18 protein-coding genes are annotated in these 23,492 nt (G+C 65.0%); 9 read left to right on the forward strand and 9 right to left on the reverse strand.

Going from position 1 to position 23,492, the window contains the following annotated elements; genetic code table 11:
* Positions 1-128 precede the first annotated feature (128 nt).
* The 4 genes from H1D44_RS17070 to H1D44_RS17085 are packed head-to-tail and all read right to left on the reverse strand — an operon-like array spanning position 129 to position 5,894.
* The gene (locus tag H1D44_RS17070; protein WP_220128149.1) at positions 129-3,011 is read right to left on the reverse strand and encodes an FAD-binding and (Fe-S)-binding domain-containing protein; all 2,883 of its coding nucleotides are present in this window, start codon (positions 3,009-3,011) and stop codon (positions 129-131) included.
* Positions 3,008-3,676, reverse strand: coding sequence for a LutC/YkgG family protein (locus H1D44_RS17075; RefSeq protein ID WP_181516219.1), 669 nt, complete (start codon positions 3,674-3,676; stop codon positions 3,008-3,010). The genes H1D44_RS17070 and H1D44_RS17075 overlap by 4 nt, the downstream gene beginning before the upstream one ends.
* Positions 3,673-5,142: a LutB/LldF family L-lactate oxidation iron-sulfur protein gene (locus H1D44_RS17080; protein WP_181516221.1), complete on the reverse strand. Its 1,470-nt coding sequence runs from the start codon at positions 5,140-5,142 to the stop codon at positions 3,673-3,675. The genes H1D44_RS17075 and H1D44_RS17080 overlap by 4 nt, the downstream gene beginning before the upstream one ends.
* Positions 5,139-5,894: a (Fe-S)-binding protein gene (locus H1D44_RS17085; RefSeq protein ID WP_181516223.1), complete on the reverse strand. Its 756-nt coding sequence runs from the start codon at positions 5,892-5,894 to the stop codon at positions 5,139-5,141. The genes H1D44_RS17080 and H1D44_RS17085 overlap by 4 nt, the downstream gene beginning before the upstream one ends.
* Positions 5,895-6,209: 315 nt before the next feature.
* Between H1D44_RS17085 and H1D44_RS17090 the strand changes: the two genes are divergently transcribed.
* Genes H1D44_RS17090 through H1D44_RS17100 form a run of 3 tightly spaced genes read left to right on the forward strand, consistent with a single transcriptional unit; the run spans position 6,210 to position 10,289 of the window.
* Positions 6,210-6,983: a GntR family transcriptional regulator gene (locus H1D44_RS17090; RefSeq protein WP_181516225.1), complete on the forward strand. Its 774-nt coding sequence runs from the start codon at positions 6,210-6,212 to the stop codon at positions 6,981-6,983.
* A gap of 17 nt (positions 6,984-7,000) precedes the next feature.
* Positions 7,001-8,914, forward strand: coding sequence for a sensor histidine kinase (locus tag H1D44_RS17095; protein WP_238984569.1), 1,914 nt, complete (start codon positions 7,001-7,003; stop codon positions 8,912-8,914).
* Positions 8,907-10,289, forward strand: a complete 1,383-nt coding sequence (locus tag H1D44_RS17100; RefSeq protein ID WP_181516226.1) for a sigma-54-dependent transcriptional regulator — start codon at positions 8,907-8,909, stop codon at positions 10,287-10,289. Before H1D44_RS17095 ends, H1D44_RS17100 begins: the two co-directional genes overlap by 8 nt.
* On the opposite strand, the gene H1D44_RS17105 is transcribed toward H1D44_RS17100, so the two are convergent.
* The 3 genes from H1D44_RS17105 to H1D44_RS17115 all read right to left on the reverse strand — a co-directional run bounded on the left by H1D44_RS17105 (position 10,265) and on the right by H1D44_RS17115 (position 12,976).
* Positions 10,265-10,936 carry a metal-dependent hydrolase gene (locus tag H1D44_RS17105; protein WP_181516228.1) on the reverse strand — a complete coding sequence of 224 codons (672 nt, stop codon included), beginning with the start codon at positions 10,934-10,936 and terminating at the stop codon, positions 10,265-10,267. The two genes, H1D44_RS17100 and H1D44_RS17105, sit on opposite strands and share 25 nt — an antisense overlap.
* A gap of 106 nt (positions 10,937-11,042) precedes the next feature.
* On the reverse strand, positions 11,043-11,594 hold the full coding sequence (locus H1D44_RS17110) for a gamma carbonic anhydrase family protein (protein ID WP_181516229.1): 552 nt from the start codon (positions 11,592-11,594) through the stop codon (positions 11,043-11,045).
* Between the two features lie 41 nt (positions 11,595-11,635).
* Positions 11,636-12,976, reverse strand: coding sequence for a sodium-dependent transporter (locus tag H1D44_RS17115; RefSeq protein ID WP_181516231.1), 1,341 nt, complete (start codon positions 12,974-12,976; stop codon positions 11,636-11,638).
* Between the two features lie 141 nt (positions 12,977-13,117).
* Between H1D44_RS17115 and prlC the strand changes: the two genes are divergently transcribed.
* From prlC to H1D44_RS17145, 6 genes are all read left to right on the forward strand, one after another.
* Positions 13,118-15,169 carry an oligopeptidase A gene (gene prlC / locus H1D44_RS17120; protein ID WP_181516233.1) on the forward strand — a complete coding sequence of 684 codons (2,052 nt, stop codon included), beginning with the start codon at positions 13,118-13,120 and terminating at the stop codon, positions 15,167-15,169.
* Between the two features lie 74 nt (positions 15,170-15,243).
* Complete coding sequence (locus H1D44_RS17125) at positions 15,244-15,489, forward strand: YheV family putative zinc ribbon protein (protein WP_181516235.1); 246 nt, start codon at positions 15,244-15,246, stop codon at positions 15,487-15,489.
* Positions 15,490-15,491: 2 nt separating this feature from the next.
* A complete protein-coding gene (locus H1D44_RS17130) occupies positions 15,492-17,246 on the forward strand; it encodes a Na/Pi symporter (RefSeq protein ID WP_181516238.1) in 1,755 nt (584 codons plus the stop codon).
* A gap of 196 nt (positions 17,247-17,442) precedes the next feature.
* Positions 17,443-18,426 carry a TAXI family TRAP transporter solute-binding subunit gene (locus H1D44_RS17135; protein ID WP_181516240.1) on the forward strand — a complete coding sequence of 328 codons (984 nt, stop codon included), beginning with the start codon at positions 17,443-17,445 and terminating at the stop codon, positions 18,424-18,426.
* Positions 18,427-18,515: 89 nt separating this feature from the next.
* On the forward strand, positions 18,516-20,675 hold the full coding sequence (locus H1D44_RS17140) for a TRAP transporter permease (protein WP_181516242.1): 2,160 nt from the start codon (positions 18,516-18,518) through the stop codon (positions 20,673-20,675).
* 63 nt (positions 20,676-20,738) lie between these two features.
* A complete protein-coding gene (locus tag H1D44_RS17145; RefSeq protein ID WP_181516244.1) occupies positions 20,739-21,794 on the forward strand; it encodes a TAXI family TRAP transporter solute-binding subunit in 1,056 nt (351 codons plus the stop codon).
* An 86-nt stretch (positions 21,795-21,880) separates the two neighbouring features.
* Here the strand turns inward: H1D44_RS17145 and sodC are convergent, their stop codons facing one another.
* Both sodC and metF read right to left on the reverse strand, forming a co-directional pair.
* Positions 21,881-22,420: a superoxide dismutase family protein gene (sodC, locus tag H1D44_RS17150; protein ID WP_181516246.1), complete on the reverse strand. Its 540-nt coding sequence runs from the start codon at positions 22,418-22,420 to the stop codon at positions 21,881-21,883.
* A gap of 81 nt (positions 22,421-22,501) precedes the next feature.
* Positions 22,502-23,338: a methylenetetrahydrofolate reductase [NAD(P)H] gene (metF, locus tag H1D44_RS17155; RefSeq protein WP_181516248.1), complete on the reverse strand. Its 837-nt coding sequence runs from the start codon at positions 23,336-23,338 to the stop codon at positions 22,502-22,504.
* Positions 23,339-23,492 lie beyond the last annotated feature (154 nt).

The raw sequence follows: 23,492 nt of genomic DNA on the forward strand, positions 1-23,492 counted from the left end.
TCACCGGCAGCGGATGCGTACTTTACGGCTTTCCCCCGCCCCCTGCAAGGGGCGGTTGTAAAAATATTTCAGGCGCGTGACGCGAAGGCTTATCCACAGCCCCTCGCCGGCGAGGGGCTGTGGATGGCTCAGGCCGTCTCGACCGCTTCCCTGCGCTGGCGGCTGGCACGGTCGAGCAGTGACAGGATCGAACGATACGGGATGCCGCCATGCAGCGACAGGCCGATCTCGCAGGTACGCGAGTTGGAGTATCCCGCGTCGCAGTCGTCCACCTGCTCGGCGAGCCCCTTCAACGCCGAGGCGTTGAGCTCGGGCGTCATCAGTCCCTTGTCGCCAGCGAAACCGCAGCAGGTGATATCGGCGGGCACCACGACTTCCCGGGCGCAGGCCCGGGCAATGGCGATCATCCGCTCACCCAGCCCCATATGGGTGCTCGAACAGGTCACGTGCACGGCCACCCGCTCGTCGAGCTGAGTGATGTCCAGGTGCGGCAGCAGGTAATCATGGGCGAAGGCCACCGGCTCCTGCACCGTCAAGCGCTCATCCAGTCGCCCCTGCATATGCAATACGCAGGGGCTGGTGTCGCTGAGGATCGGGTAGCGGCCGTTCTGACTGGCCACCAGCAGCTCGCGGTTGAGCTCCCGCGCCTTGTGTGTCGCTTCCTCGAACTGGCCTTTGGACTGGAATGCCATCCCGCAGCAGAGATGCCCCGTCATTTCCGGCACGACCACCTCGAAGCCGGCCTTGTCCAGCAGCGAGAGGGTGATCTCCATGATCGAGCGACTCTCGCTGTCACCATGGGTGGCACCAAAGACACGAGTGGCGCAGGAAGGGAAGTAGACCACCTTTTCCCGCCCACTGCCGGATGCCGAGGCTTGCCTCAAGACGCGTACCGGCGCCGCCTTGGGCAGGGTCGGCACCCACTGCGGCACCCGGCCGCCACTGGCTTGGGTAATACCGCGACTCACCCTGGAGAGCCCCTTCTCGCCGAGCACGGCGCGCCCGACGCCGGCCAGGTTGAGCATGCCCCGCGCCAGCCGCGTAGTGCCGGAGAAATGGCGCCCCACCCTGCGTGCAGCCCCGGCATGAGATGCCAGCCGCTCGTGGCGCATCTCGCGAATCAACTCACCGGTGTTGATCCCCACCGGACACTGGGTAGCACACAGCCCATCCACCGCGCAGGTCTCGTCACCAGCATAGCGGTAGTCCTTGCGCAGCCGCTCCAGGCGCGCGGCGTTCTCTTGGTCGAGGCCGTCGCCAAGGGCTTCGAGCCTGGCCATTTCGCGTGCAGCTACTATGCGCTGCCGCGGTGTCAGCGTGAGATCCCGCGACGGGCAGACATGCTCGCAGAAGCCGCACTCGATGCACTTGTCGACGATGGGATCGGCCGCCGGCAGTGGCTTGAGATTCTCCAGGTGCAGGGTGGGGTTGCGACTCAGGATGACGTCGGGGTTGAGCAGATTTTCAGGGTCGAACAGCGCCTTGATCTGCCACATCAACGCATAGGCCTCGGGCCCCCACTCCAGCTCGACGTAGGGTGCCATGTTACGCCCGGTGCCGTGCTCGGCCTTGAGCGAGCCGCCGTACTCGACCCCGACCAGTTGGGCGACTTCGTCCATGAGCGCCTGATAGCGCTCCACCTCGCCGGGCTTTTCGAAGCCCTGGGGGAAGACGAAGTGCAAGTTACCCTCCAGGGCGTGGCCGAACAGGATCGCCTCGGGGTAGCCGTGACGATGAAAGGCGTCGGTCAGCGCCAACACGCCCTCGTCGAGACGCTCTATGGGGAAGGCCACGTCCTCGATGATCACCGTGGTGCCGGTATCGCGCACCGCGCCCACGGCGGGGAACAGCCCCTTGCGGATCTTCCAGTAGAGTTCGTAGGTGGCCTTGTCGTGCATGAAGCTGACCGGCTCCAGGGTCTGGATGCCCTCGAAGATCTCCTGCACGGCCTGGAGGCGCTCCTTCAGCTGCGCCTCGTCGTTGCCGCGCACATCGATCAGCAGCGCCGCCGCTCCCTCTGGCAGGGTCTCCAGCGCGGCGGGCATGCCCGGCTTCCCCTCCACCGAGCGCAGCGCGGCACGGTCCATCAGCTCCACCGCCGAGACCGGCGCCGGCTTGAGGGCAATGGTGGCGCGGCAGGTGGTCGCCATGTCGGGCAGGAAAACCAGCGCCGCCGCCTTGTGCGGCTCGTCGATGACGGTGTCATAGGTGATGGTGCTGATGAAGCCGAGCGTGCCCTCGGAGCCGATCATCAGGTGCTTGAGGATCTCGATGCCATCGTCGAAATCGACCAGGCTGTTGAGGGCGTAGCCGGTGGTGTTCTTGAGCCGGTACTTGTGGCGGACCTTCTCCGCCAGGGCTTCATTGGCCCGAGTTTCGGCGGAAAGTCGTTCGAGCCCTGCGACGAGCTCGGCATGGCTGCGCCGAAAGGCCTCGCAACTGGCCGGATCGGCGGTGTCCAGACGCGTGCCGTCAGCCAGTATCACGCGCATGTCACGCACCGTGCGGTAGCTGTTCTGCGCCGTGCCGCAACACATGCCGGAGGCGTTGTTGGCGGCGATCCCGCCCACCATGCAGCTGTTGATGGAGGCCGGATCAGGGCCGATCTTGCGCCCGAAGGACGCCAGCAGTTGATTGGCCCGGGCGCCAATGATGCCGGGCTGCAAGCGGATCGCACGGCCGTTCTCGAGAATCTCGTGCCCGCGCCAGCCCTCGCGCAGCTGGATCAGCACCGAGTCCGTCACCGCCTGCCCCGAGAGCGAGGTACCGGCGGCACGGAAGGTGACCGGAAGCCCACGCTGGCGGCAGCCGGCCAGCACCGCCATCAGCTCATCCTCGTCGGCGGGACGGACCACCAGCTTGGGAATGAGCCGATAGAAGCTGGCATCGGTGCCGTAGGTCAGGGTGCGCAGCGGATCGTCGATCAGCCGCTCGGCGGGCATGATCGCGAGCAGTTCCTGCTTGAGCGCCTGCCAGGCGTCGGCCGCAGGGGGTATCGTCGCAGCGGTCATGAGTGCTCCTTGGCGTGACGCACCAGCACCACCAGTTCGCGGGGGCCGTGCACGCCGTAGGCCAGAGTCTGCTCGATATCCGCCGTCTTGCTCGGCCCGGAGATCAGCAGTGCGTTGGTGGGCATGCCGCCAGCCCAACCGTGGGTCTCGATGACGTCGAAGAAGGTGTCCTCGATGCTGTTGGCATCGAGCACGGCGATGTGAATCGGCGGCACCAGGCTCAGCAGGCGCGGCTCGTCGGGCGTCGGCCACAGCCACAGGCTGCCGGTCTCGGCGATGGCGCCACGAGTGGAGGTCAGGCCGGCGTCGGTCTCATGAAATTGCTCGTGCTGCCAGGTTTCGATATCGCGATCGGCATCGAGCAGGGCCACGTCCTTACCGTCCAGCGCGGCGCGGGCCTCGGCGGCAACGGGGTGCTCGCGCCCCAAGGCCAGTCGCCGGATGCCCTTCGCATGCAGCAGCTCGACAAGCTCTGCCGTCCAGTTGGCCTGTGCCACATGCACCACTTCCCCATGAACCGAAGTGATCAGCCGCTCGAAGCGCTCGAGCCGGTCCGCCTGGCTCCAGCCGCGTCCGGTGACCACGGAGAAATCGCTCTGCGGTGCCGTCAGCGGGCCATCGGCACGCTGCCGCAGGCGCTCGAGAATGTTGTCACGGGCACTCATGAGCGCTTCTCCCCATCGTCGTCGGACTTGCCTGCCTGATGGCGCTTGGCCTTGTGCTGTTTAACCAAGGCATGCAATGAAACCTTGGCCGGCCTTGGCGCGGTACGGTGCTCGGTCCAGGGTCCCAGCTTCGACGGCACGAGAGCCTGAAGCTTACCGGCGATGGCCGTACCGCTGCGCCAGGCAGCGGGGTGGGTGGCCAGCCACTGGTACGTCTTCCACGCCGCCACCTCCTTTTTCGTCCGCTTGACGCCGGCGCCGGGCACGTTGCCGCGGCCTTCTCCCACCGCCTCGCGGCGCAGCCGCACCAGCAGGTCGGGAATCGGGATCTTGACCGGGCACACCTCGCCGCAGGCACCACACAGGCTCGAGGCGCTGGGCAGGTCACGAGTCTCCTCCAGGCCCATCATATGTGGCATCAGGATGCTGCCGATGGGGCCGGGGTAAGTGGTGCCGTAGGTGTGGCCGCCGACCCGGGTATAGACCGGACAGTGATTCATGCAGGCGCCGCAGCGAATGCAGCGCAGGGTATCGAGCAGCTCGTCGTCCTGGTAGATATTGGAGCGACCGCTGTCGACCAGCACCAGGTGGACCTCACTGGGTCCATCGTGCTCCCCTTCCTTGCGCGGCGAGCTGATCATGTTGAAGTAGGTAGTGACGTGCTGCCCGGTGGCCGATCGGGTCAGCAGCGCATAGAGCGGCGGCACGTCGCGCAAATGCTCGACCACCTTCTCGATGCCGGTCACGGCGATATGCACCGGCGGCACGGCGGTGGTCATGCGGCCGTTGCCCTCGTTTTCCACCAGGCACAGCGTGCCGGTCTCGGCCACGGCGAAGTTGACCCCTGAGATACCCACGTCGGCGGCCATGAAGCGTTCGCGCAGCTGGGCCCGGGCCGCGGCGGTCATATAGTCGACATCACGGGTACGCTCGGTGCCGGTCTTCTCGTGCATGATGTCGGAGATCTCATCGGTATTGAGATGGATCGCCGGCATGATGATGTGGGAAGGCGTCTGCTCGTTGAGCTGCACCAGGTACTCGCCGAGGTCGGACTCCAGCGCCTCGATGCCGGCCTCTTCGAGGTGGGCATTGAGGTGCATCTCCTCGGAGACCATCGACTTGCCCTTGATCACCGCCTTCGCCTCATGGCGCTCACAGATTTCTCGGATGACACGACACGCCTCGTCGCCATTCTCGGCCCAGTGCACCTGAATGCCGTTGGCCTGGCAGTTGGCTTCGAGCTGCTCGAGCAGGTCGGGCAGCTTGGCCAGCGCCCGCAGACGGATGTTGGCGCCAAGTTCACGCAGGGTCTCGAGATCCCAGTCGCTGAAGACGTCGCGGCGCTTGGCCATCAGGCCATCCATGGCGCGGCGGAAGTTGGCCCGGATCTGCGGGTTGCCCAGCGCGTCGTGGGCCTGGCGGTGAAACTCGCGGGGGGTGTACGTCTGTACGCCGGATGCACTCATGAGGTCCTCCGCCACAGATAGCTGGCAATGTGTTCGCCGGCAACCGCCTTGCCCTGATGCTCGAAGCGACCGCCGATATTCATCAGGCAGCCGCAGTCCGAGGTGACGAAGCGCTTCACACCCGTGGCCTCGATGGCCTGGGTCTTGTCCTCCACCATGGCCGCGGAAACCTCCGGGTGACGCACGGCGAAGGTCCCGCCGAAGCCGCAGCATTCGGTGGCACGAGCCTGCTCCACCAGTTCGACCTGCCCCATGCGGGCCAGCAGTGTGGGCCCGGTTTCTCCCAGACCCATCTCGCGCCGGGCACTGCAAGAGGTGTGCATGGCCACCTTCTCGGGCTGGCCACGATCCTCGAGCCTGAGCTGACAGACGTGCAACAGGAATTCGGTCAGCTCATAGATGCGACCCGCCACTTCGTTGGCTCGAGCCTCATGCCCAGTACCGGCAAACAGCTGCGGATAGTGGGTTCGCATCATGCCGCCACAGGAGCCGGAAGGTACGATGATCGGCCAAGGCTCGGGGAACAGGTCGAGCTGCGCTGCCGCCACCGCACGCGCCTCCTGCTGATAACCCGAGGTGTAGGCCGGCTGGCCGCAACAGGTCTGAGCCTGGGGATAGTGCACCTCGATGCCTTCACGCTCCAGCAAACGAATGCCATCCATTCCGGCTTCGGGATAAAACAGATCGATCAGGCAGGTGCCAAAAAAATAGACCTTTTCCGGCTTTGGGGGGTACAGCTTGACTGGCGTCATGAGGCTCCCTCACTGTCGGCCCGTAGGCAGTGCGGTCTTGCTGGATTATTGGTTTCGTTACGCCGAGAAAAATTGGTAAAACCAATTTACCTCGCAAGATCGTTGAACCTTAGGGCTCACGCCTGGCGGTGTCAAACGCTCGGCCACGAACTACCCGTTTCAACCGGGTATACTTTGGTCTACCCAAGAGGACTGATCCCAAGCCAGGCTTTCTGATCTTGCTCCAATGTCAATTGACGGGATTGCAAGGTACGCAATTTCGCGCCACTATTGGTAAGACCAATTTGGAAGAAATCGTTTCCAGGACCCTCAAGCATGACCTACCAGAACGTACGCCAGCCGCGCCTGGCAGATGTCATCACCGAACGCCTCGAAGCGATGATTCTCGAGGGCAGCCTGAAACCTGGCCAGCGGCTCCCCCCGGAGCGCGAGCTGGCCGAGCGCTTCGGCGTATCTCGCCCCTCGCTGCGCGAAGCCATCCAGAAACTGGCAACCCGCGGCCTGCTGACCAGCCGACAGGGCGGCGGTACCTTCGTCACACGAGAGCTCAACAGCGGCTACAGCGATCCCTTGCTCGACATGCTGTCGCGGCATCAGGAGTTTCACCTCGACCTGCTCGAGTTCCGCGACGCCATGGAGGGGATCTCGGCCTACTATGCCGCGCTGCGCTCGACACCGGCCGACCGCGCCATGCTGATCAAACGCTTCGAGGAGCTCGAGGCCTGCTTTGCCGGACGCAACCCCGAACTCGAGGCCAAGGCAGACGCTGCTTTTCACCTGGCCATCGCCGAGGCCGCGCATAACGTGCTGCTGCTGCATACCATTCGCGGCATCTTCCACCTGCTGGAAAAGAGCATCGTCGACAACCTGGCCCACCTGTTCGAAAAACCCCAGTCGCGGCCGATGCTGATGAAGCAGCACCGCGCCCTGCTCGACGCTATCCTCGAGGGTCGCGCCGAGGATGCCAGGGCCCGCGCCCACGAACACCTGGTCTTCGTCGAGGAAGAGCTGCTTGAGATGGAGCGGGCCGAGACTCGTGCCCAGCGCGCCCTTCGCCGTGCCCAGGCACTGCCGGAAGTCCAGCTGTAGACAAAGGAAGGCTGCATTTGAAAGGTCCGCATCGTCCTCCCCGCCTACCGCGCCCTCTGCGCCGACTATTGCTGCTGCTATTGCCATTGGGGCTGGTGGCGGTCATGTGGCAAGCGGCCCAGATGGCTCGCGAACAGGCCTTGCAGTCGATGGTACGAGAAGCAGAGAACGAACTGCGCCTCTCCGCAGCCGGGCTCGAAGGGCATCTGACGCGTCACGACTACCTCCCGCAGCTACTCGCCTCTCGCGAGATGGTCAAACGTTTCCTGAGTGGCCGGGGGCAGCAGAATCCGATGCCCCTGAACCTGCTGCTTGACCAGTTCCGCGCCGTTGCCAGCGTATCCGACGTCTACCTACTCGATCGTCACGGCACCACCCTGGCTGCCAGCAACTGGCACATGGACAATACCTTCATCGGCCACAACTACTCCTTCCGCAGCTACTACCAGGATGCCATCGAGGGGGGCCGTGGTCGCTTCTTCGGCCTCGGCACCCAGTCCCTGGAGCGCGGTTACTACTTTTCGGCCCCGGTCTGGCTGGATGAAACGACACCGGACGCTCGCCCCGACGGCGTCATGGTCATCAAGGTTCTGCTCGATGCCGTGGAGGAGAGCTGGGCCGAGCAGGACGCCGAGCTGATGGTCACCGATGCAGATAACATCATCTTCATGGCCAGCCGACCCGAGCTGCGCATGGCGGCCCTGCACCCGCTTTCGGAAGCAGAGCGTGAGACGCTGCTCGCCACCCGGCGTTACGCCGATGAGCCTCTCTCTCCTTCTCACCTCGATGTGTATGAGCAGCGCCCGGACGGCAGTCGCCTGGTGCGGTTCAGCCAAGGCCCGCTAATCGATGAGAGTTACCTCAGCCTGTCCCGACACATGGATGCCTATGACTGGGACATGCATATTCTCAAGCCGCTTGGCGGCGTCTACCAGGCTCAGTGGCTCGCTGCCGCGCTTGCCGGCGGCCTTTATGGCATGTTCGTGCTGGCCGGCGGCGTGGGCTGGCAGCGCCTGCGCCTGCGCCGCGAGCGAGAGCTTTTCGCCGAGCGCGAGCGCCACACGCTGGCCAAGGCGAGGGACGAACTGGAGCGCAACGTAGAGCTGCGAACACGGGACCTGACCGACACCAACCGCCTGCTCTCCGATGAAATCGAGGAGCGTCGCCGAGCAGAGGAGAACCTGCGCCGAACCCAGGACGAGCTGGTGCAGACTGCCAAGCTAGCCGTGCTCGGCCAGTTGGCCGCCGGTATCAACCACGAGCTCAACCAGCCGTTGGCGGCAATCCGCGCCTATGCCGAAAATGCCCGGACCTTCCTCGAGCGACAGCGCCTGGAGGCGGCCGATGCCAACCTGGCTCAGGTCGTCGAGCTGACCGAGCGCATGGCCGATATCAGTGCCCAGCTGCGTCAATTCTCGCGCAAGAGCGACAGTTCGTTGACGGCAGTGTCGGTACCGGCCTGCTTCGATTATGCCCTGCGGCTCTACCAGAACCGGCTGCGCAATATCGAAGTGGTACGCCATTGGGAGCAGGAGGTATGGGTCCAGGCCGACCTGGTACGACTCGAGCAGGTGCTCGTCAACCTGATTGGCAACGCCCTGCAGGCGATGGCTGACACTCCTTCGCCGAGGCTGACACTCAGCATCGAAACCCAGGAGGGGCAGGTGCGGATCGGCGTCACCGATACCGGCCCCGGCATACCTCACGCCCACCTGTCACGTATCTTCGAGCCCTTCTTCACTACCAAGTCGCCCGGCAGCGGGCTGGGGCTGGGGCTGTCGATCTCGGCCCGCATCATCAAGGACCTTGGTGGCAACATCGAAGCCGACAACCTACCTGGCGCCGGCGCCCGCTTTACCATTACCCTGCCCCAGGCACAGCGTCCCGAGGACGCCCGGCTTTCAGCCCAGGAGCAGCGTTCCCATGCATGACCCGGCGACCATTCCGGTACTGATCATCGACGACGAGCCCCACCTGCGCATTACCGCCGGCCAGACGCTCGAGCTCGCCGGTTACCAGCCGGAGCCCCACGCCAGTGCCGAGAGCGCACTGGCCGTCCTGACACCCGATTTTCCCGGGGTCATCGTCAGCGATATTCGTATGCCCGGCATGGATGGGATGGAGCTGCTGCGTGAGGTGCGGCTACGTGACCCGGACCTGCCGGTGATCCTGATCACCGGCCATGGCGACATTTCCACTGCCGTGGAAGCCATGCGCGAAGGGGCCTGGGATTTTCTGGAGAAGCCCTTTGCCGGAGAGCGCCTGGTCGAAATGGTCCGCCGTGGCGTCGAGAAGCGCCGCCTGAGCCTTGAGAACCGCCAGCTCAAGGCCGAGCTCGAAGCCCAGCAGTCCGCTCCCGGGCCACGTCTGGTGGGCAGGACTCCCATCATCCAGCGGCTGGCCTCCATGGTCCAGCGCATCGCCCAGGTGGAAACCGACGTACTGCTGTTCGGCGAGACCGGTACCGGCAAGGATCTGGTGGCACGCGCCATCCATGAGCGCAGCCCCCGGGGCGGCCATCCCTTCGTCGCCATCAACTGCGGCGCGGTACCCGAGAGCATCATCGAGTCGGAGCTGTTCGGCCACGAGAAGGGCGCCTTCACCGGTGCCGTGGAGCGCCGCATCGGCAAGTTCGAGCACGCCAATGGCGGCACCGTTTTCCTCGACGAGATCGAGTCGATGCCGCTGGCGCTGCAGGTCAAGCTGCTGCGGGTGCTACAGGAGCGTTGCATCGAGCGGCTCGGCGCCAACGAGCCCGTCCCCCTGGATATCCGAGTGATCGCCGCCACCAAGGTCGACCTGAAGCTGGCCTCCGAAGCCGGCGATTTCCGCGAGGACCTCTACTACCGGCTCAATGTGGTGACCCTGCCGATCCCTCCGCTGCGCGAGCGACGCGAGGACATTCCACTGCTGTTCCAGCATTTTGCCGTGGTCGCCGCCAATCGCAGCGGACTGGAGGCACCGCCGCTGGACACCCAAGGCATCTCCACCCTGATGGCCCACGACTGGCCGGGCAACGTACGAGAGTTGCGTAACCTCGCCGAGCGCTATGTGCTGCTGGGCTCGGCCTTCGACTACCGCATCGACCTGCTGCTGCAGGGGATCGAGGCCGATGCCGCAGAGCTGGCCCTGCCCCAGCAGGTGGAGCTGTTCGAGAAGAGCCTGATCAGCCAGTCGCTGGTCAGCCACCGCGGCCGCATCACCGAGGTCTGCGAGCACCTCGGCCTGCCGCGCAAGACACTCTACGACAAGCTCAAGAAGTACGGCCTAAAGGCGGAAGATTATCGCCATAAGGTGGCTCCCTGAGACAGCAGGCCCAGCAGCAGCGGCCAGGGCGGTAGCCAAGGTAGCAACGCGACACCGGTCATCAGCATGGCGACGGAGTTGCCCGGAGAGCGCAGATCGAAAGGCTTGATCGCCGTGCCGAACGAGCGCTTGATACGAGCCCCGGTGAGATCGACGCTGTAAAGCTCATCCAGCAGCAGATGGATGACGAACCCCAGGCAAATGGCTAACCCATGGGCCCAAGCCAGCCACGCCGACTGGGCAAAGAACCGGTAGCTCAGCGTTGCCGCCGCCAGACCGCAGAGGCCGGCGGCGAGCAACGAATGCCAGATGCCGCGATGTACGGTGAAGCGGCTGAATACACCACCTGCCACATGGCGCACCACGAGATAGAGCGCACCGCATACCAGCAGCAGGTGCCCCGGCGCCAACCTGGCCTGAAGCAGCAGCGCCGCAACCACCACGGCCGGTATGGCCAGGAGATTGAAGATCAGGCGTATCGCCCGGGAGCGGTCGGCGTCGATATCGGGCAAAATGCCGCCGAAAGTGACCAAGCCGAGAACAACCGCGCCTTGCCACAGATCCCACAGGCCCGCCTGCCAGCCCCCATGCGCCAGCACGGCGCCACCGGCGGCGGCCACGCCGAGATGGGTGCGAAAATCGGCCATGCCGGGGCAAGCCCTCTAAACTGGATAAATACCCAGATTATCGCCTGCACCCGCACCGGAAACAATGGCTTAGCGGCTCAAGCCGCAGCAGAATCGCAACCGAGTGTTACCCGCCCTGCGCAGCCAGGTACTGGTCCTTGAGCTTGACGTAATTTCCTGCGGTATAAGGGAAGAATTCACGCTCCTTCTGCTTCAACGGCCGCAGTGCCTTGGCCGGATTGCCGGCATACACATGGCCACTCTCGAGCCGCTTGCCCGGGGTCACCACGGCGCCGGCCGCGATGATCACCTCGTCTTCGACCACCGCACCATCCATGACGATGGCACCCATGCCCACCAGGATGCGATTGCCCAGCGTACAGCCGTGCAAAATCGCCTTGTGGCCGATGGTGACGTCCTCACCGACGGTGAGAGGAAAACCATCGGGGTTGAAGTCACTGGCGTGGGTGATATGCAGCACGCTGCCGTCCTGCACGCTGGTACGCGCGCCGATGCGGATGCGGTGCATGTCGCCGCGGATCACCGCCATGGGCCAAACCGAGCAATCGTCGCCCAACACCACGTCGCCCAGCACCACGCTGGCCGGATCCACGTAGACCCGTGCACCCAGGGTCGGCTGCGTACCCTGCCAGCTGCGGATGGGGTCATTCCAACTCATGCAAGCCTCCAGGCCGGCGTCTCGCCGGTCACATCAAGTCGTTACAGCAGTCCGGCCGCCAGCACCACGGCCGCCAGGGGAATCGAAACCCAGCGTACCACCGACCGCCACAGCAGGAAGCCGGGCTCGCTGACGCCAAGGGCCGCGCGAGCCTCCTGCTGCGGCATGACCCAGGCAGCAAAGATACCGATCAGCAGCCCGCCCACCGGCAGGAAGATCTCGGTGGGAATGGTCGTCACCAGGTCAAAGGCGTTCATGCCGAACAGCGGGCGCCACTCGGCCAGGGTAGAGAAGGAGAGCACTGAAAGCAGCCCCAGCAGCCACACCGAGAGCCCCACCACGGCGGCCGACTTGCCGCGGCCAAGGCCACGCCCTTGCAGCGTGGCGACCATGGGCTCAGCCAGGTTGATTGATGAGGTCCAGGTGGCCAGCAGCAACAGCAGGAAGAACAGACTCAGCCACACCGAGCCCCAGGGGAGCTCGGCAAAGGCGATGGGCAGGGTGACGAACATCAACCCAGGCCCCTCGCCGGGATCCATGCCCTGGGAGAACACCACCGAGAAGATGGCGATGCCGGCCAGCAAGGCCACGCTGACGTCGAGTACCGCCACTGCACCCGCTGCCCGCGGAAGGCTCTGTCGCTCCGGCATGTAGGCGCCATAGGCCATCAGCGCACAGGCCCCGACCGCCAGGGTGAAGAAAGCGTGCCCCATGGCATGCAGCACGACGAGCGGCGTGATGGCCGAAAAGTCCGGCTGGAACAGCCAGGCCAGTGCCGGGCCAAAGCCGTCGGTGGTGGCGGCATAGCCCGCCAGCAGCACCAGCAGCAGATACAGCATCGGCATCAACAGGTTGTTGAGCCGCTCCAGCCCCTTGGCCACGCCCGCCGCCACCACGGTCATGGTCATGAACAGGAAAAGCGAGTGGTTGAAGGTCATCCTTCCCGGGTCGGCGAGAAAGCCCTCGAAGCCGGCGGCGACTTCGGCAGCCCCCAGGCCGGTGAAACCGCCGTTGACAGCAGTGACGAAGAACTCGATGGACCAGCCCGAGACCACTGAGTAGAACGACAGGATGCAAAACACGGTGAAGGCACCGAACAAGCCCAGCAGCTGCCAGTGGCGGCTGGCTCCCGCCTGCCCGGCAAGGTAGCCCAAGGACTGTATCGGCGAGCGACGGCCGGCACGTCCGACGAGGATCTCTGCCATCATCGCCGGCAGCCCGAGCAGCAGCACGAAAATCACGTAGAGTACCAGGAAGGCCGCACCGCCATTTTCCCCTGTAATATAGGGAAAACGCCAGATGTTGCCGAGCCCCACGGCCGCTCCGGTCACTGCCAGTATGAAGGCTCGCCGGGTGCTCCAGCGCTCCAGGGTTGCGTTCATGCGGTCACCTCGACGTTCGTGGAGGCGCAAGCCTATCAGCCCGGCTCCCCACCACCAATCCCCGCCGGGATTGAAACCCGATCGTGCTGGCCGCATCTAATTGCTATTCCGATGATTCGAACCCCCAACACCGAGGTGAGCATGCCCCACAATCCCCTGCTCGAGTCCCATGAGCTGCCACCCTTCGCCGAGATCAAGCCAGAGCACGTGGTGCCGGCCATCGAGAAGCTGCTCGCCGACAACCGCAATACCACCGAGGCCCTGGTGCAGCGGGCAGAGCAGGAACCGCCCACCTGGGATAGCTTCGCCGCCCCGCTCGAGGCACTCAACGACAAGCTCTCTCGTGCCTGGTCGCCGGTCTCACACCTCAACGGCACCATGAACTCGCCCGCCCTGCGCGATGCCTACCAGGCCTGCCTCGGCCAGCTCTCCGACTACAGCACCTGGTTGGGGCAACACGAGGGATTGTTTCGCGCCTGGCAAGCGCTCAAGGAGGGACCGGCCTGGGCCGAGCTGGACGAGGCCCAGCGGCGCTGCGTCGACAACACCCTGCGCGATTTCCGCCTTGCCGGCGTCGACCTGCCCGCCGAGCAGAAGCGCCGCTACGGTGAGATCAAAGCGCGCCTGTCGGAGCTCGCCAATACCTTTTCCAACCAGCTGCTCGATGCCACCCAGGCCTGGCACAAGGACATAGGCGACAAGGAGCGGTTGGCAGGCCTGCCCCCGAGTGCTCTGGCAACGCTCGCCGCCAACGCCGAGGCCAAGGGGGGGCAGGGCTACCGCATCACGCTGGACTTTCCCAGCTTCTATCCGGTTCTCACCTTCGCCGACGACCGCGAGCTTCGCCGCGAGGTCTACACGGCGTTCGTCACCCGCGCCTCGGACCAGGGCCCCAATGCCGGGGAGTACGACAATGCCCCGATCATCGAGGAGACCCTTCGCCTGCGCCGCGAGCTGGCCGAGCTGCTGGGATTCGCCAGCTACGCCGACCTGTCGCTGGCCACCAAGATGGCCGAGTCGCCGCGCCAGGTGCTCGATTTCCTCGAAGATCTCGCCCGTCGCGCGGTACCTCAGGCCCGGGAGGAGTTTGCCGAGCTGGAAGCCTACGCCCGCGACACTCTGGGCATGAACGAGCTGGCCCCCTGGGACATCGGCTATGCCAGTGAAAAGCTGCGCGAAGCACGCCACGCCATTTCGCAGGAGCAGCTGCGTCCCTACTTCCCTGCTCCGCGAGTGGTCGACGGTCTGTTCCAGGTTGTCGAGCGCCTCTACGGCGTCACCTTCGAGGAGGATGCAGAGGCGCCTCGCTACCACCCGGAGGTGCGTTACTTCCGCATCGTGGAGCACGGCGAGCCAATCGCCGGCTTCTACCTCGACCTGTATGCCCGCGAGGGCAAGCGCGGCGGTGCCTGGATGGACGAGTGCCGGGTGCGCCGCAGCCGCGAGGACGGCGGCCTGCAGCTGCCGGTGGCCTACCTGACCTGCAACTTTACCCGCCCCGTGGGCAATGCACCGGCGCTGCTGACCCATGACGAAGTCACCACCCTGTTCCACGAGTTCGGCCACGGGTTGCACCACATGCTGACGCGCCAGACCGTTGCCGAGGTTTCCGGCATCAACGGCGTGGCCTGGGATGCCGTCGAGCTGCCCAGCCAGTTCATGGAGAACTACTGCTGGGAGCGGGAGGGCCTCGACCTGATCGCCGGCCATGTCGACAGCGGCGAGCCGCTGCCGGCCGAGCTGCTGCAGCGCCTGCAGGCGGCCAAGAACTTCCAGTCCGCCATGGGCCTGGTGCGCCAGCTCGAATTCTCGCTGTTCGACCTGCGCCTGCACCATGAACTCACCGCCCCCTCGGCGGCTGAAGTACAGGCGCTGCTCGATTCCGTGCGCGACGCCGTCTCGGTGGTCCCGCGGGCAGACTTCAACCGCTTCCAGAACGGCTTCAGCCATATCTTCGCCGGCGGCTATGCCGCAGGCTACTACAGCTACAAATGGGCCGAGGTGCTCTCCGCCGATGCCTGGAGCGCCTTCGAGGAGGCCGGTATCTTCGACCCCGATACCGGTCGCCGCTTCCGCAGCGAGATCCTCGAGCAGGGCGGTGCCCGCGATGCCGCGGAGCTGTTTCGCGCCTTCCGCGGCCGAGAGCCCAGCGTCGAACCGCTGCTGCGCCACAACGGCATCCGCGCCGCCTGACACCGTCCCCGCACCACGTTATCGTAGCCATATCCCCGCCGGGCCCACCCGGCGGCCTTTCACCTGGAGGCATCATGGCCGCTAAGAAACGCTTCATTGCCGGCGCAATCTGCCCCCGCTGTGCCGCGATGGACCGCATTCGCGCCTGGGAGCAGAACGGCATCCGCTATCGTGACTGTGTCAGCTGCGACTTCTTCGAACAGACAGCAATCGAAGAGGAGGCGGCAGCCGAGCTGGAAACCCGCGTCAACCGCGAACGTGAGGAGCAGCAGCGCAACGATGTGCAGACCGTGAGAATTCTCGACCCCGGGAGCCGCTGAACGTGACGCGCGAAGCAGCGCTCGGCGACAGGCAGCGCCAGGGCAGGCGACGTCACCTGGAGCTGCTTGGCCTTGCCGCCGCCGCGGCCCTGCTGCTGTCGCGCCCCGACCTTGCCACTCTCGCCGCCGGGCTGGGCCTATTCCTGTGGGGCATGACGCTACTGGAAGGGGCCATCAAGCGACTTTCCGGCGGCACCCTCGATCACTGGCTGCATGCCTCCACTCGTCACACGGGGCGGGCCATCGGCGTGGGAGCGCTGGCAACCGCCCTGGTACAGTCCAGCTCGCTGGTCACCCTGCTGGCGATGTCCTTCGTCAGTGCCGGACTGGTGACCTTGCCGGGTGCCATCGCGCTGCTGTTCGGCGCCAACCTGGGCACCACCACCGGCGCCTGGCTGATCGCCACGTTCGGCCTGCGCTTCGACCTGGCCCAGTACGCCATGCCGCTGCTCGCTCTCGGCCTGCTCGGTCAATACCGCCTGAGCGGCAAGCTGGCAGGCATGGCCGGGCTGCTGCTCGGCATAGGCCTGCTGTTTCTCGGCATCGACTTCATGAAGCTCGGCTTCGAGGCGTGGCAGGACGGTATCCGCCTGGACGGGCTGGCCGGCGACCGCGCCTGGCACTGGCCACTGCTGGTGCTGCTCGGCGTGATTGCCACCGTGGTGATGCAGTCGAGTCACGCCACATTGCTGCTGACCTTGACGGCGCTTGCCTCGGGCCAACTGCCTTACCTCCCGGCCCTGGCCATCGCCATCGGCGCCAATATCGGCACCACCGTCACCGCCGTGATCGGCGCCCTGCCAGCGGGGGTAGCGGCACGGCGTCTGGCCGGGGCGCATGTGATTTTCAACTTGGCCACGGCGGCCGTTGCCCTTGTTCTGCTCGTGCCGCTGGCATGGCTGGTGGACGCCATCGCTGAGGTGATCGGGCTCGCCGCTACCGCCTGGCCGCTCAAGCTGGCCCTGTTTCACACCCTGTTCAACCTGCTGGGCATCGTCTTGATGCTGCCCCTGATCCCTCGCCTGGCCGAGTGGCTCGAGCAGCGCTTTCCGGAACCGGCGCGCTTGCCGCTGACCCAGGCACGCTATCTCGACCCGGCCTCCCTCAACCATGCCGACACTGCCGTCAGTGCCATGGAGCAGGAGTGCCGACGTCTCGAGCGACGTGCCTATCACCTGCTGTGCAATGCCATCCTCATGCCCAGTGCGGAAGTGATCGGGCACCCACCCCAGCCCCACAGCGTGGCGGCCCCCATCGAGCGGGAGGCATGGCCCCTGGTCAATACGCGTTACCATGAACGTATCAAGCCGCTGCTGACCGAGATCATGGCGTTTCAGGCACGCATCGACGTACCGCTGACCGAGGCCCAGCAGCAGCACTTGGCAGTGCTGCAGGCTCGCTCCCTGCGCATGGTAGAGGCGGTACGCTTCGGCGAGGTGCTGCAACGCAGCCTGCTGCGCCACTCGGCACGCGTCAGCCCCCTGAGGGAGGCGCATGACGACCTGCGCCTGGCCGTCGCAATTGGCCTCAACCGATTGGCCGAGCAGGAAGATGGCCAGACGATTGCCGCCCCCCTCGAGGAGGTGCGGCGACATTGGCAGGACCAGCTCGCCAAGCGGCTGCGCGAGCACCGCCTCGACCCCTGGCTCGCCTCGACCCTGATGAACGACCTTCATCAGGCAAGCCGCATGATGGCGGCACTCAGCGAACGGGATGCTTCCGCCGAGCGTGCGGAAAACCACACATCCCCACAGTAACTTAGTGTGAAATCCCAGCCAGGCACGCCACCACCCGCTATCGACTTTAGTTGAAAAAAAGACATCCAATCCCTTGTTTTTCCAATTACCTTGCCAGCATGGCTCAGCATTTGCCTACACTAGGATGTATCACCACGGTTTTCATCAGAGCGCCGCGGTGCGCTCTCATAACGACAAGGCAAATCGGAGTACTTCCATGCGCTATACCGCCTCCAAACTGATCGCCACCTCCGTGCTCGGCGCGGCCCTGATCGCCACTGGCGCCCAGGCCGAAGACCGCAGCGACTGGCCCCGCAGCCTGACCGTAGGCACCGCCAGCCAGGGTGGTACCTACTACATCTACGGCTCTGGCTGGGCCAACATGGTGGGCGATGCTCTCGGCGTCTCCTTCGGCGCCGAAGTCACCGGCGGCCCGGTTCAGAACGCCACTCTGGTTCAGATGGGCGAGCACGATTTCGGCATGGTGACCATGGGCCCGGCCTATGAAGCCTGGACCGGCAACAGTGAGCTTGCCCCGGGCGTCGAGCACACCGACATCCGTGCCGTATTCCCGATGTACCAGACCACCCTGCAGATCGTCGCCCTGTCCGGCTCAGGCATCAACTCCGTCGCCGATCTGGACGGCAAGACCGTGGGCGTTGGCCCGGCGGGCGGCACGTCGGACATGTACTACCCGCAGCTGTTCGAAAAGCTTGGCCTTGACGTCGATACTCGTAACGGCGGCGCCTCCGACCAGGCAGGCCAGCTGCAGGATGGCCTGATCGACGCCTTCGCCTTCGCTGCCGGCGTGCCGATCTCTGCATTCAGCCAGCTCGAGGCCCAGGCCAACGTCAATATCTTCTCGTTCTCCGATGACGAGATGGGCCAGTTCCTGGACGACTTCCCCGAGCTGAGCCCGGCCAGCATTCCGGCCTCCGTCTACAACAGCCTGGATGAGGATCTGCCGGCCGTCTCGATCTGGAACTTCGCCATCACTCACAAGGACATGCCGGAGTCGCTGGTCTATGAAGTGACCCAGACCGTCATGGAAAACCATGAGCGCATGGTCCAGATTCACGGTGCCGCTCGCGAGACACTGCCCGAGAACTTCGAGCACAACTCCTTCCTGCCCTGGCACCCGGGTGCCGTTCGCTGGTTCGAAGAGAACGGCTACGACATTCCGGAAGACCTGCGCGGCTGATCAACCAGCGCGCCATCGACGCCGGCCTGCGGGCCGGCGTCAACGCCTTGCCTCAACCAAGGCACCCGTAACCATCTAGGCACTCCGGCATGACTCACGAAACCCAACCCAACGAAGCGGCGGCGAAGCTCGGCACTGAAGGCGTCGCCGATATGCCCATTGCCCACAACGAGCGCGTGCTTTCCGGCTTGCTCGGACAGACGGTGTTCGCCGCCTGTGTGCTATTCACCGCAATGCATCTGTATGCGCTCAATGTCGCTCCCATCGAGACATGGGCCTTTCGCATCATCCACGTGGCCGGTGGCCTGGCCGTCGGTTTCGCCATCACCGCCGCCATGACATTGGATCGCAGTCCCGAGCCGGTGCGCATCAGCCGCCTCGAGTGGTTTGCCCTGATACCCGCGGCCGCTGCCATCGCCTATGCCACCTTCACCATCGGCTATGCCTGGTACATGCGCGAGACCGGCACGGCACCCGCCGAGTGGCTGGTCGTGCACATGAGCTGGTCGCTGGTGGTCGCGACCGCCATCGCCCTGGTCAGCAGTTGGATCTGGCAAAGCTCTAGCCGCTCCATCCACTGGGCCGATGCCATCCTGATCGTGGCCTCGATCATCGTTGCCGCCTACCTCATTCTCGTGCTCCAGCGCTGGCGCATGGCCGCCGGCACCCCGTTCGCCGGACAGACAGAGTTCATGATCGCCGCCGTCGGCGTGGCACTGATCATGGAGCTGACCCGCCGCGTGGCCGGCCTGGCCCTGATCGTCATCACCGCCGTGTTCCTGGTCTATGCCTTTGCCGGCCCCTATCTGCCGGGCCTGCTCGAGCATCGCGGCTACTCCGCCTCACGCTTCTTTACCTATCTCTACACCGACAACGGCATCCTGGGCCCGACCACCGCCGTCTCGTCGACCTATATCATTCTGTTCATCACCTTTGCCGCCTTCCTGCAGGCGTCCAAGGTGGGGGACTATTTCATCAACTTCGCCTTCGCTGCTGCCGGGCGCGCACGGGGCGGTCCGGCCAAGGTCGCAGTCTTCGCTTCCGGCCTGATGGGCATGATCAACGGCACCTCCGCGGGCAATGTGGTGGCCACCGGCTCGCTGACCATCCCGCTGATGAAGAAGGTGGGCTACCGGCCGCGCAGCGCCGGCGGCATCGAGGCCGCGGCCTCGACCGGTGGACAGATCGTGCCGCCGATCATGGGCGCCGGCGCCTTCATCATGGCCGAGATCACCGGCATTCCCTACACCGAAATCGCCATTGCCGCGCTGATTCCGGCCGCGCTGTACTTCCTCTCCATCTACCTGATGGTCGACCTGGAAGCGCGCCGCGACGGCATGCAAGGCATGCGCAAGGACGAGATCCCGCAGTTCCGTCGCTTGGTCAAGCAGGTCTATCTGTTCCTGCCCATCATCATTCTGATCGGCACCCTGTTCATGGGTTACTCGGTGATCCGCGCCGGCACCCTGGCGATGGTCAGCGCCGCCGTGGTCTCCTGGTTCACCCCGCACTGGATGGGGCCCAAGGCGCTGCTCAACGCCCTCTCGCTGGGCGCCCGCATGGCCATTCCTCTGATCGCCGTGTGCGCCTGCGCCGGCATCATCGTCGGGGTCATCTCGCTGACAGGCGTCGGCGCGCGCTTCGCCTCCATGCTGCTGGGCATCGCCGATGCCAGCCACCTGCTGGCGCTGTTCTTCGCCATGTGTATCTCGATCCTGCTGGGCATGGGCATGCCCACCACCGCCGCCTATGCGGTGGCCGCCTCGGTGGTTGCCCCGGGCCTGCAGCAGATCGGCATTCCGCCGCTGGTGGCGCACTTCTTCGTGTTCTACTACGCGGTGCTCTCGGCGATCACCCCACCGGTGGCCCTGGCCGGCTACGCCGCGGCGGCAATCTCCAATACCGATCCGCTGAAGACGGCCGTGACCTCCTTCAAGTTCGGCCTGGCCGCCTTCATCGTGCCGTTCATGTTCTTCTATAGCCCCGCGCTGCTGATGGACGGCACCTGGACGCAGATCCTGCGCGTGGCCATCACCGCCGGTATCGGCATCTACCTGCTGGCCTCGGCCGTGCAGGGTTGGTTCCTCAACGGCGTGGCCAACCTCGTGCAGCGCGGCCTGCTGCTTGTGGCAGCGCTCGCCATGATCGCCGGCGGCTGGATGACCGACCTGGTCGGTATCGGTCTCGGTGCGCTGGTGTTTGCCTGGCAGGCTGCCGCACTGAAGGCCAAGCCCTCTGCTTCGGCCTGAGCGATCCCCGGGTGGCCGCGGCCACCCGGGCTTTGCGACGCTAAGTTCGCAAGGAGGTTTAGCATGAACTCTGGATCCTTCCCCTCACGTCACTCCCTGCTGATCGCCTGCGGTCTGCTGGCCTGGGGCTCCCTTGCCCAGGCCGACGACCGCAGCGACTGGCCGGCGGAAGTGTTGCTGGGTACCGCCTCGCTTGGCGGTACCTATCAAGTCTACGGCGATGGCCTGGTCACCCGCATCAGCGAGGAACTGGGCATCACTGCCCTCTCCCAGGCGACTGGTGGCCCTTACCACAACATGACCTTGGTCCATACCGGGGAGGCGGAGCTGGGGCTGGTCACCCTGGGCCCTGCCAGGGATCTTTGGGAAGGCGAAGCGGAGTTTGCACGCGGCGAGGCCATGCGCAACGTACGTGCCCTCTTCCCCATGTATCAGACGCCGTTCCACGTGGTGACCCTGGCCAACTCGGGCATCGAGAGCCTCGAGGACCTGAGCGGCAAGCGGGTCGGTGTGGGCCCCATGGGTGGCACCTGTGCCTCCTACTGGCCGCGCTTTCTGGAGACGCTGGGCGTGGAGGACGTACAGCTGCAATATGCCGACGCCAACCACTTGGCAGACTACCTGACTTCCCGGCTCAGCGACGCCTTTGCCTTCTGTGCCGGTCTGCCGATCAGCGCCTTTGAGCGTCTCGAGCTCAACCGCAGTGTGCACATGTTCGGCATGACCGAAGAGCAGCAGCTCGCCTTGCTCGAGGCCTTCCCGGTCGAGCCTTTCGAGATCCCGGCCGACACCTATGCCAGCATGGAGGCTCCTCACGCCTCGGTCGCGCTGTGGAACTTCGCCATTGGCCACAAGGACCTGCCAGAGAGCTTCGTCTACGAGTTGATGTCGCTGGTACTCGATGCCCCTGAGGCGATGGAGACGATCCATCCCGCCGCGCTCGAGACCCGCGCCGAGCACCTCGACAAGAACACGGTGATGTGGTTCCACCCCGGTGCCGTACGCTATTACCAGGAACACGGCCTGGAAGTGCCCAGTGCCATGCTGCCTCCGGAAATGCGTACGGACGAGGACGCCGAAGCGCCTGAAGCAACCGACGTTGACGACACGCCCGATTAAGCACACCGTCAACCCGACAAAAAATACGCAGCCCCGCCATGGCGGGGCTGCGCTGTTTCAGGATGAGGCGTTGCACGGGGCCGCGGTCACGACTCAACCACGCCACAGGCCATGCGACCCCCGCCGCCGCCAAGTTCAGGCTCGTCGGAGTAGGTGTCACCGCCCTCGTGAATCATCAGGCTGCGGTCCTGGATATCCTCGACGGTCAGCCGCGGCGCCAGCACCGGCAAGTTGGCCTCGCCATCCTCGTTGACGATCAGCACCGGCAGGTCACCCAGATGCCCGTCGCCGTAGGGTCCCTGGTGGGTATCGGTTTCTTCCGGGTCGTAGTGTCCCCCCGCCTCGCCGGCGGCTTCCATTTCACCATCCTCGTTCTCACCCGGCTCGCAGCTGGGGTTCTCGTGAACGTGGAAGCCGTAGACGCCGGGCGGCATCTCGCGCAGGTCGGGGGTCAGCAGAAGACCGTGGTCGCTATCCTCGAGGGTGATGGTGCCGATGGAGTCCTCGATGCCATCGACGCTCACCCAGTTCATTTCCACTTCATGGCCTTCCTGGGCCTGGGCCTGTCCCACTCCGGCCAGCAGCAGGGAGGCGACAGCGACTCCCGTAAGGTTGGCATGGCGCATCTAGCGACCTCCTTTTCCTGATTCCATGGATATGCAGGATCAGGCTAGCCACAGATGCACTTCGGCGCCAAGAAAAAGCCGTCAAGCCAGGTTGTCGAGGATACGCAGGCAGGGAGTCGCCTGGTTGAGGGTATAGAAGTGCAGGCCCGGCGCGCCGCCGTCCAGCAGGCGCTGGCACAGCCGCGACACCACCTCGGTGCCGAACTCGGCGATGGCCTCGCTGTCGTCACCGTAGGCCTCGAGCTGCTTGCGGATCCAGCGCGGGATCTCGGCACCGCAGGCGTCGGAAAAGCGAGCCAGCTTGGTGTAGTTGGTGATCGGCATGATGCCCGGAACGATCGGCGCCTCGACGCCGAGTGCCCGGGCACGTTCGACGAAGTGGAAGTAAGCCTCGGCAGTAAAGAAATACTGGGTAATGGCGAGATCGGCACCCGCCTTCATCTTGCGTACGAAGTTCTCGAGGTCACGCTCGAAGCTCGGCGCCTGGGGGTGTGACTCCGGGTAGGCCGCCACGGCGATCTCGAAATGGTCGCCGGTCTCTTCACGAATGAATTCCACCAGCTCGTTGGCATAGCGCAGCTCACCGATTCCGCCCATGCCGGAGGGAAGGTCGCCTCGCAGCGCCACCAGGCTGTCGATGCCCTCTTCGCGATACTGGACGAGCAGGTCGCGAAGCTGAGCCTTCTCGCTGCCGATGCAGGAAAGATGTGGGGCGGTGGTGATGCCCGCCTCACGCACGGCCCTGACGGTATCCAAGGTGCGCCCCTGGGTCGAGCCGCCCGCCCCGTAGGTCACGGAAAAGAACCGGGGGTTCCGCTCAGCCAGGGCATCGCGCACCCCGACCAGTTTCTCGCGCCCCACCTCGGTATTGGGCGGAAAGAACTCGAAGCTGATGCCTAGCGGATATGAGGTGCTCATGAAAGTCTCTCTGGTTTGCCAGTGGCGATGCGAATCCCTGCATTCTGCCGTCCGGCCGGACGCCTGACCAATGAAAAGTTCCACACTGGCACATGAGCTTCCGTCATATAGAGCTGAAGGATTAGAACCTTTGGGCCTGATGCAGACTCTCTGG

It is taken from the genome of Billgrantia kenyensis (assembly GCF_013697085.1).
Lineage (GTDB): Bacteria > Pseudomonadota > Gammaproteobacteria > Pseudomonadales > Halomonadaceae > Halomonas > Halomonas kenyensis.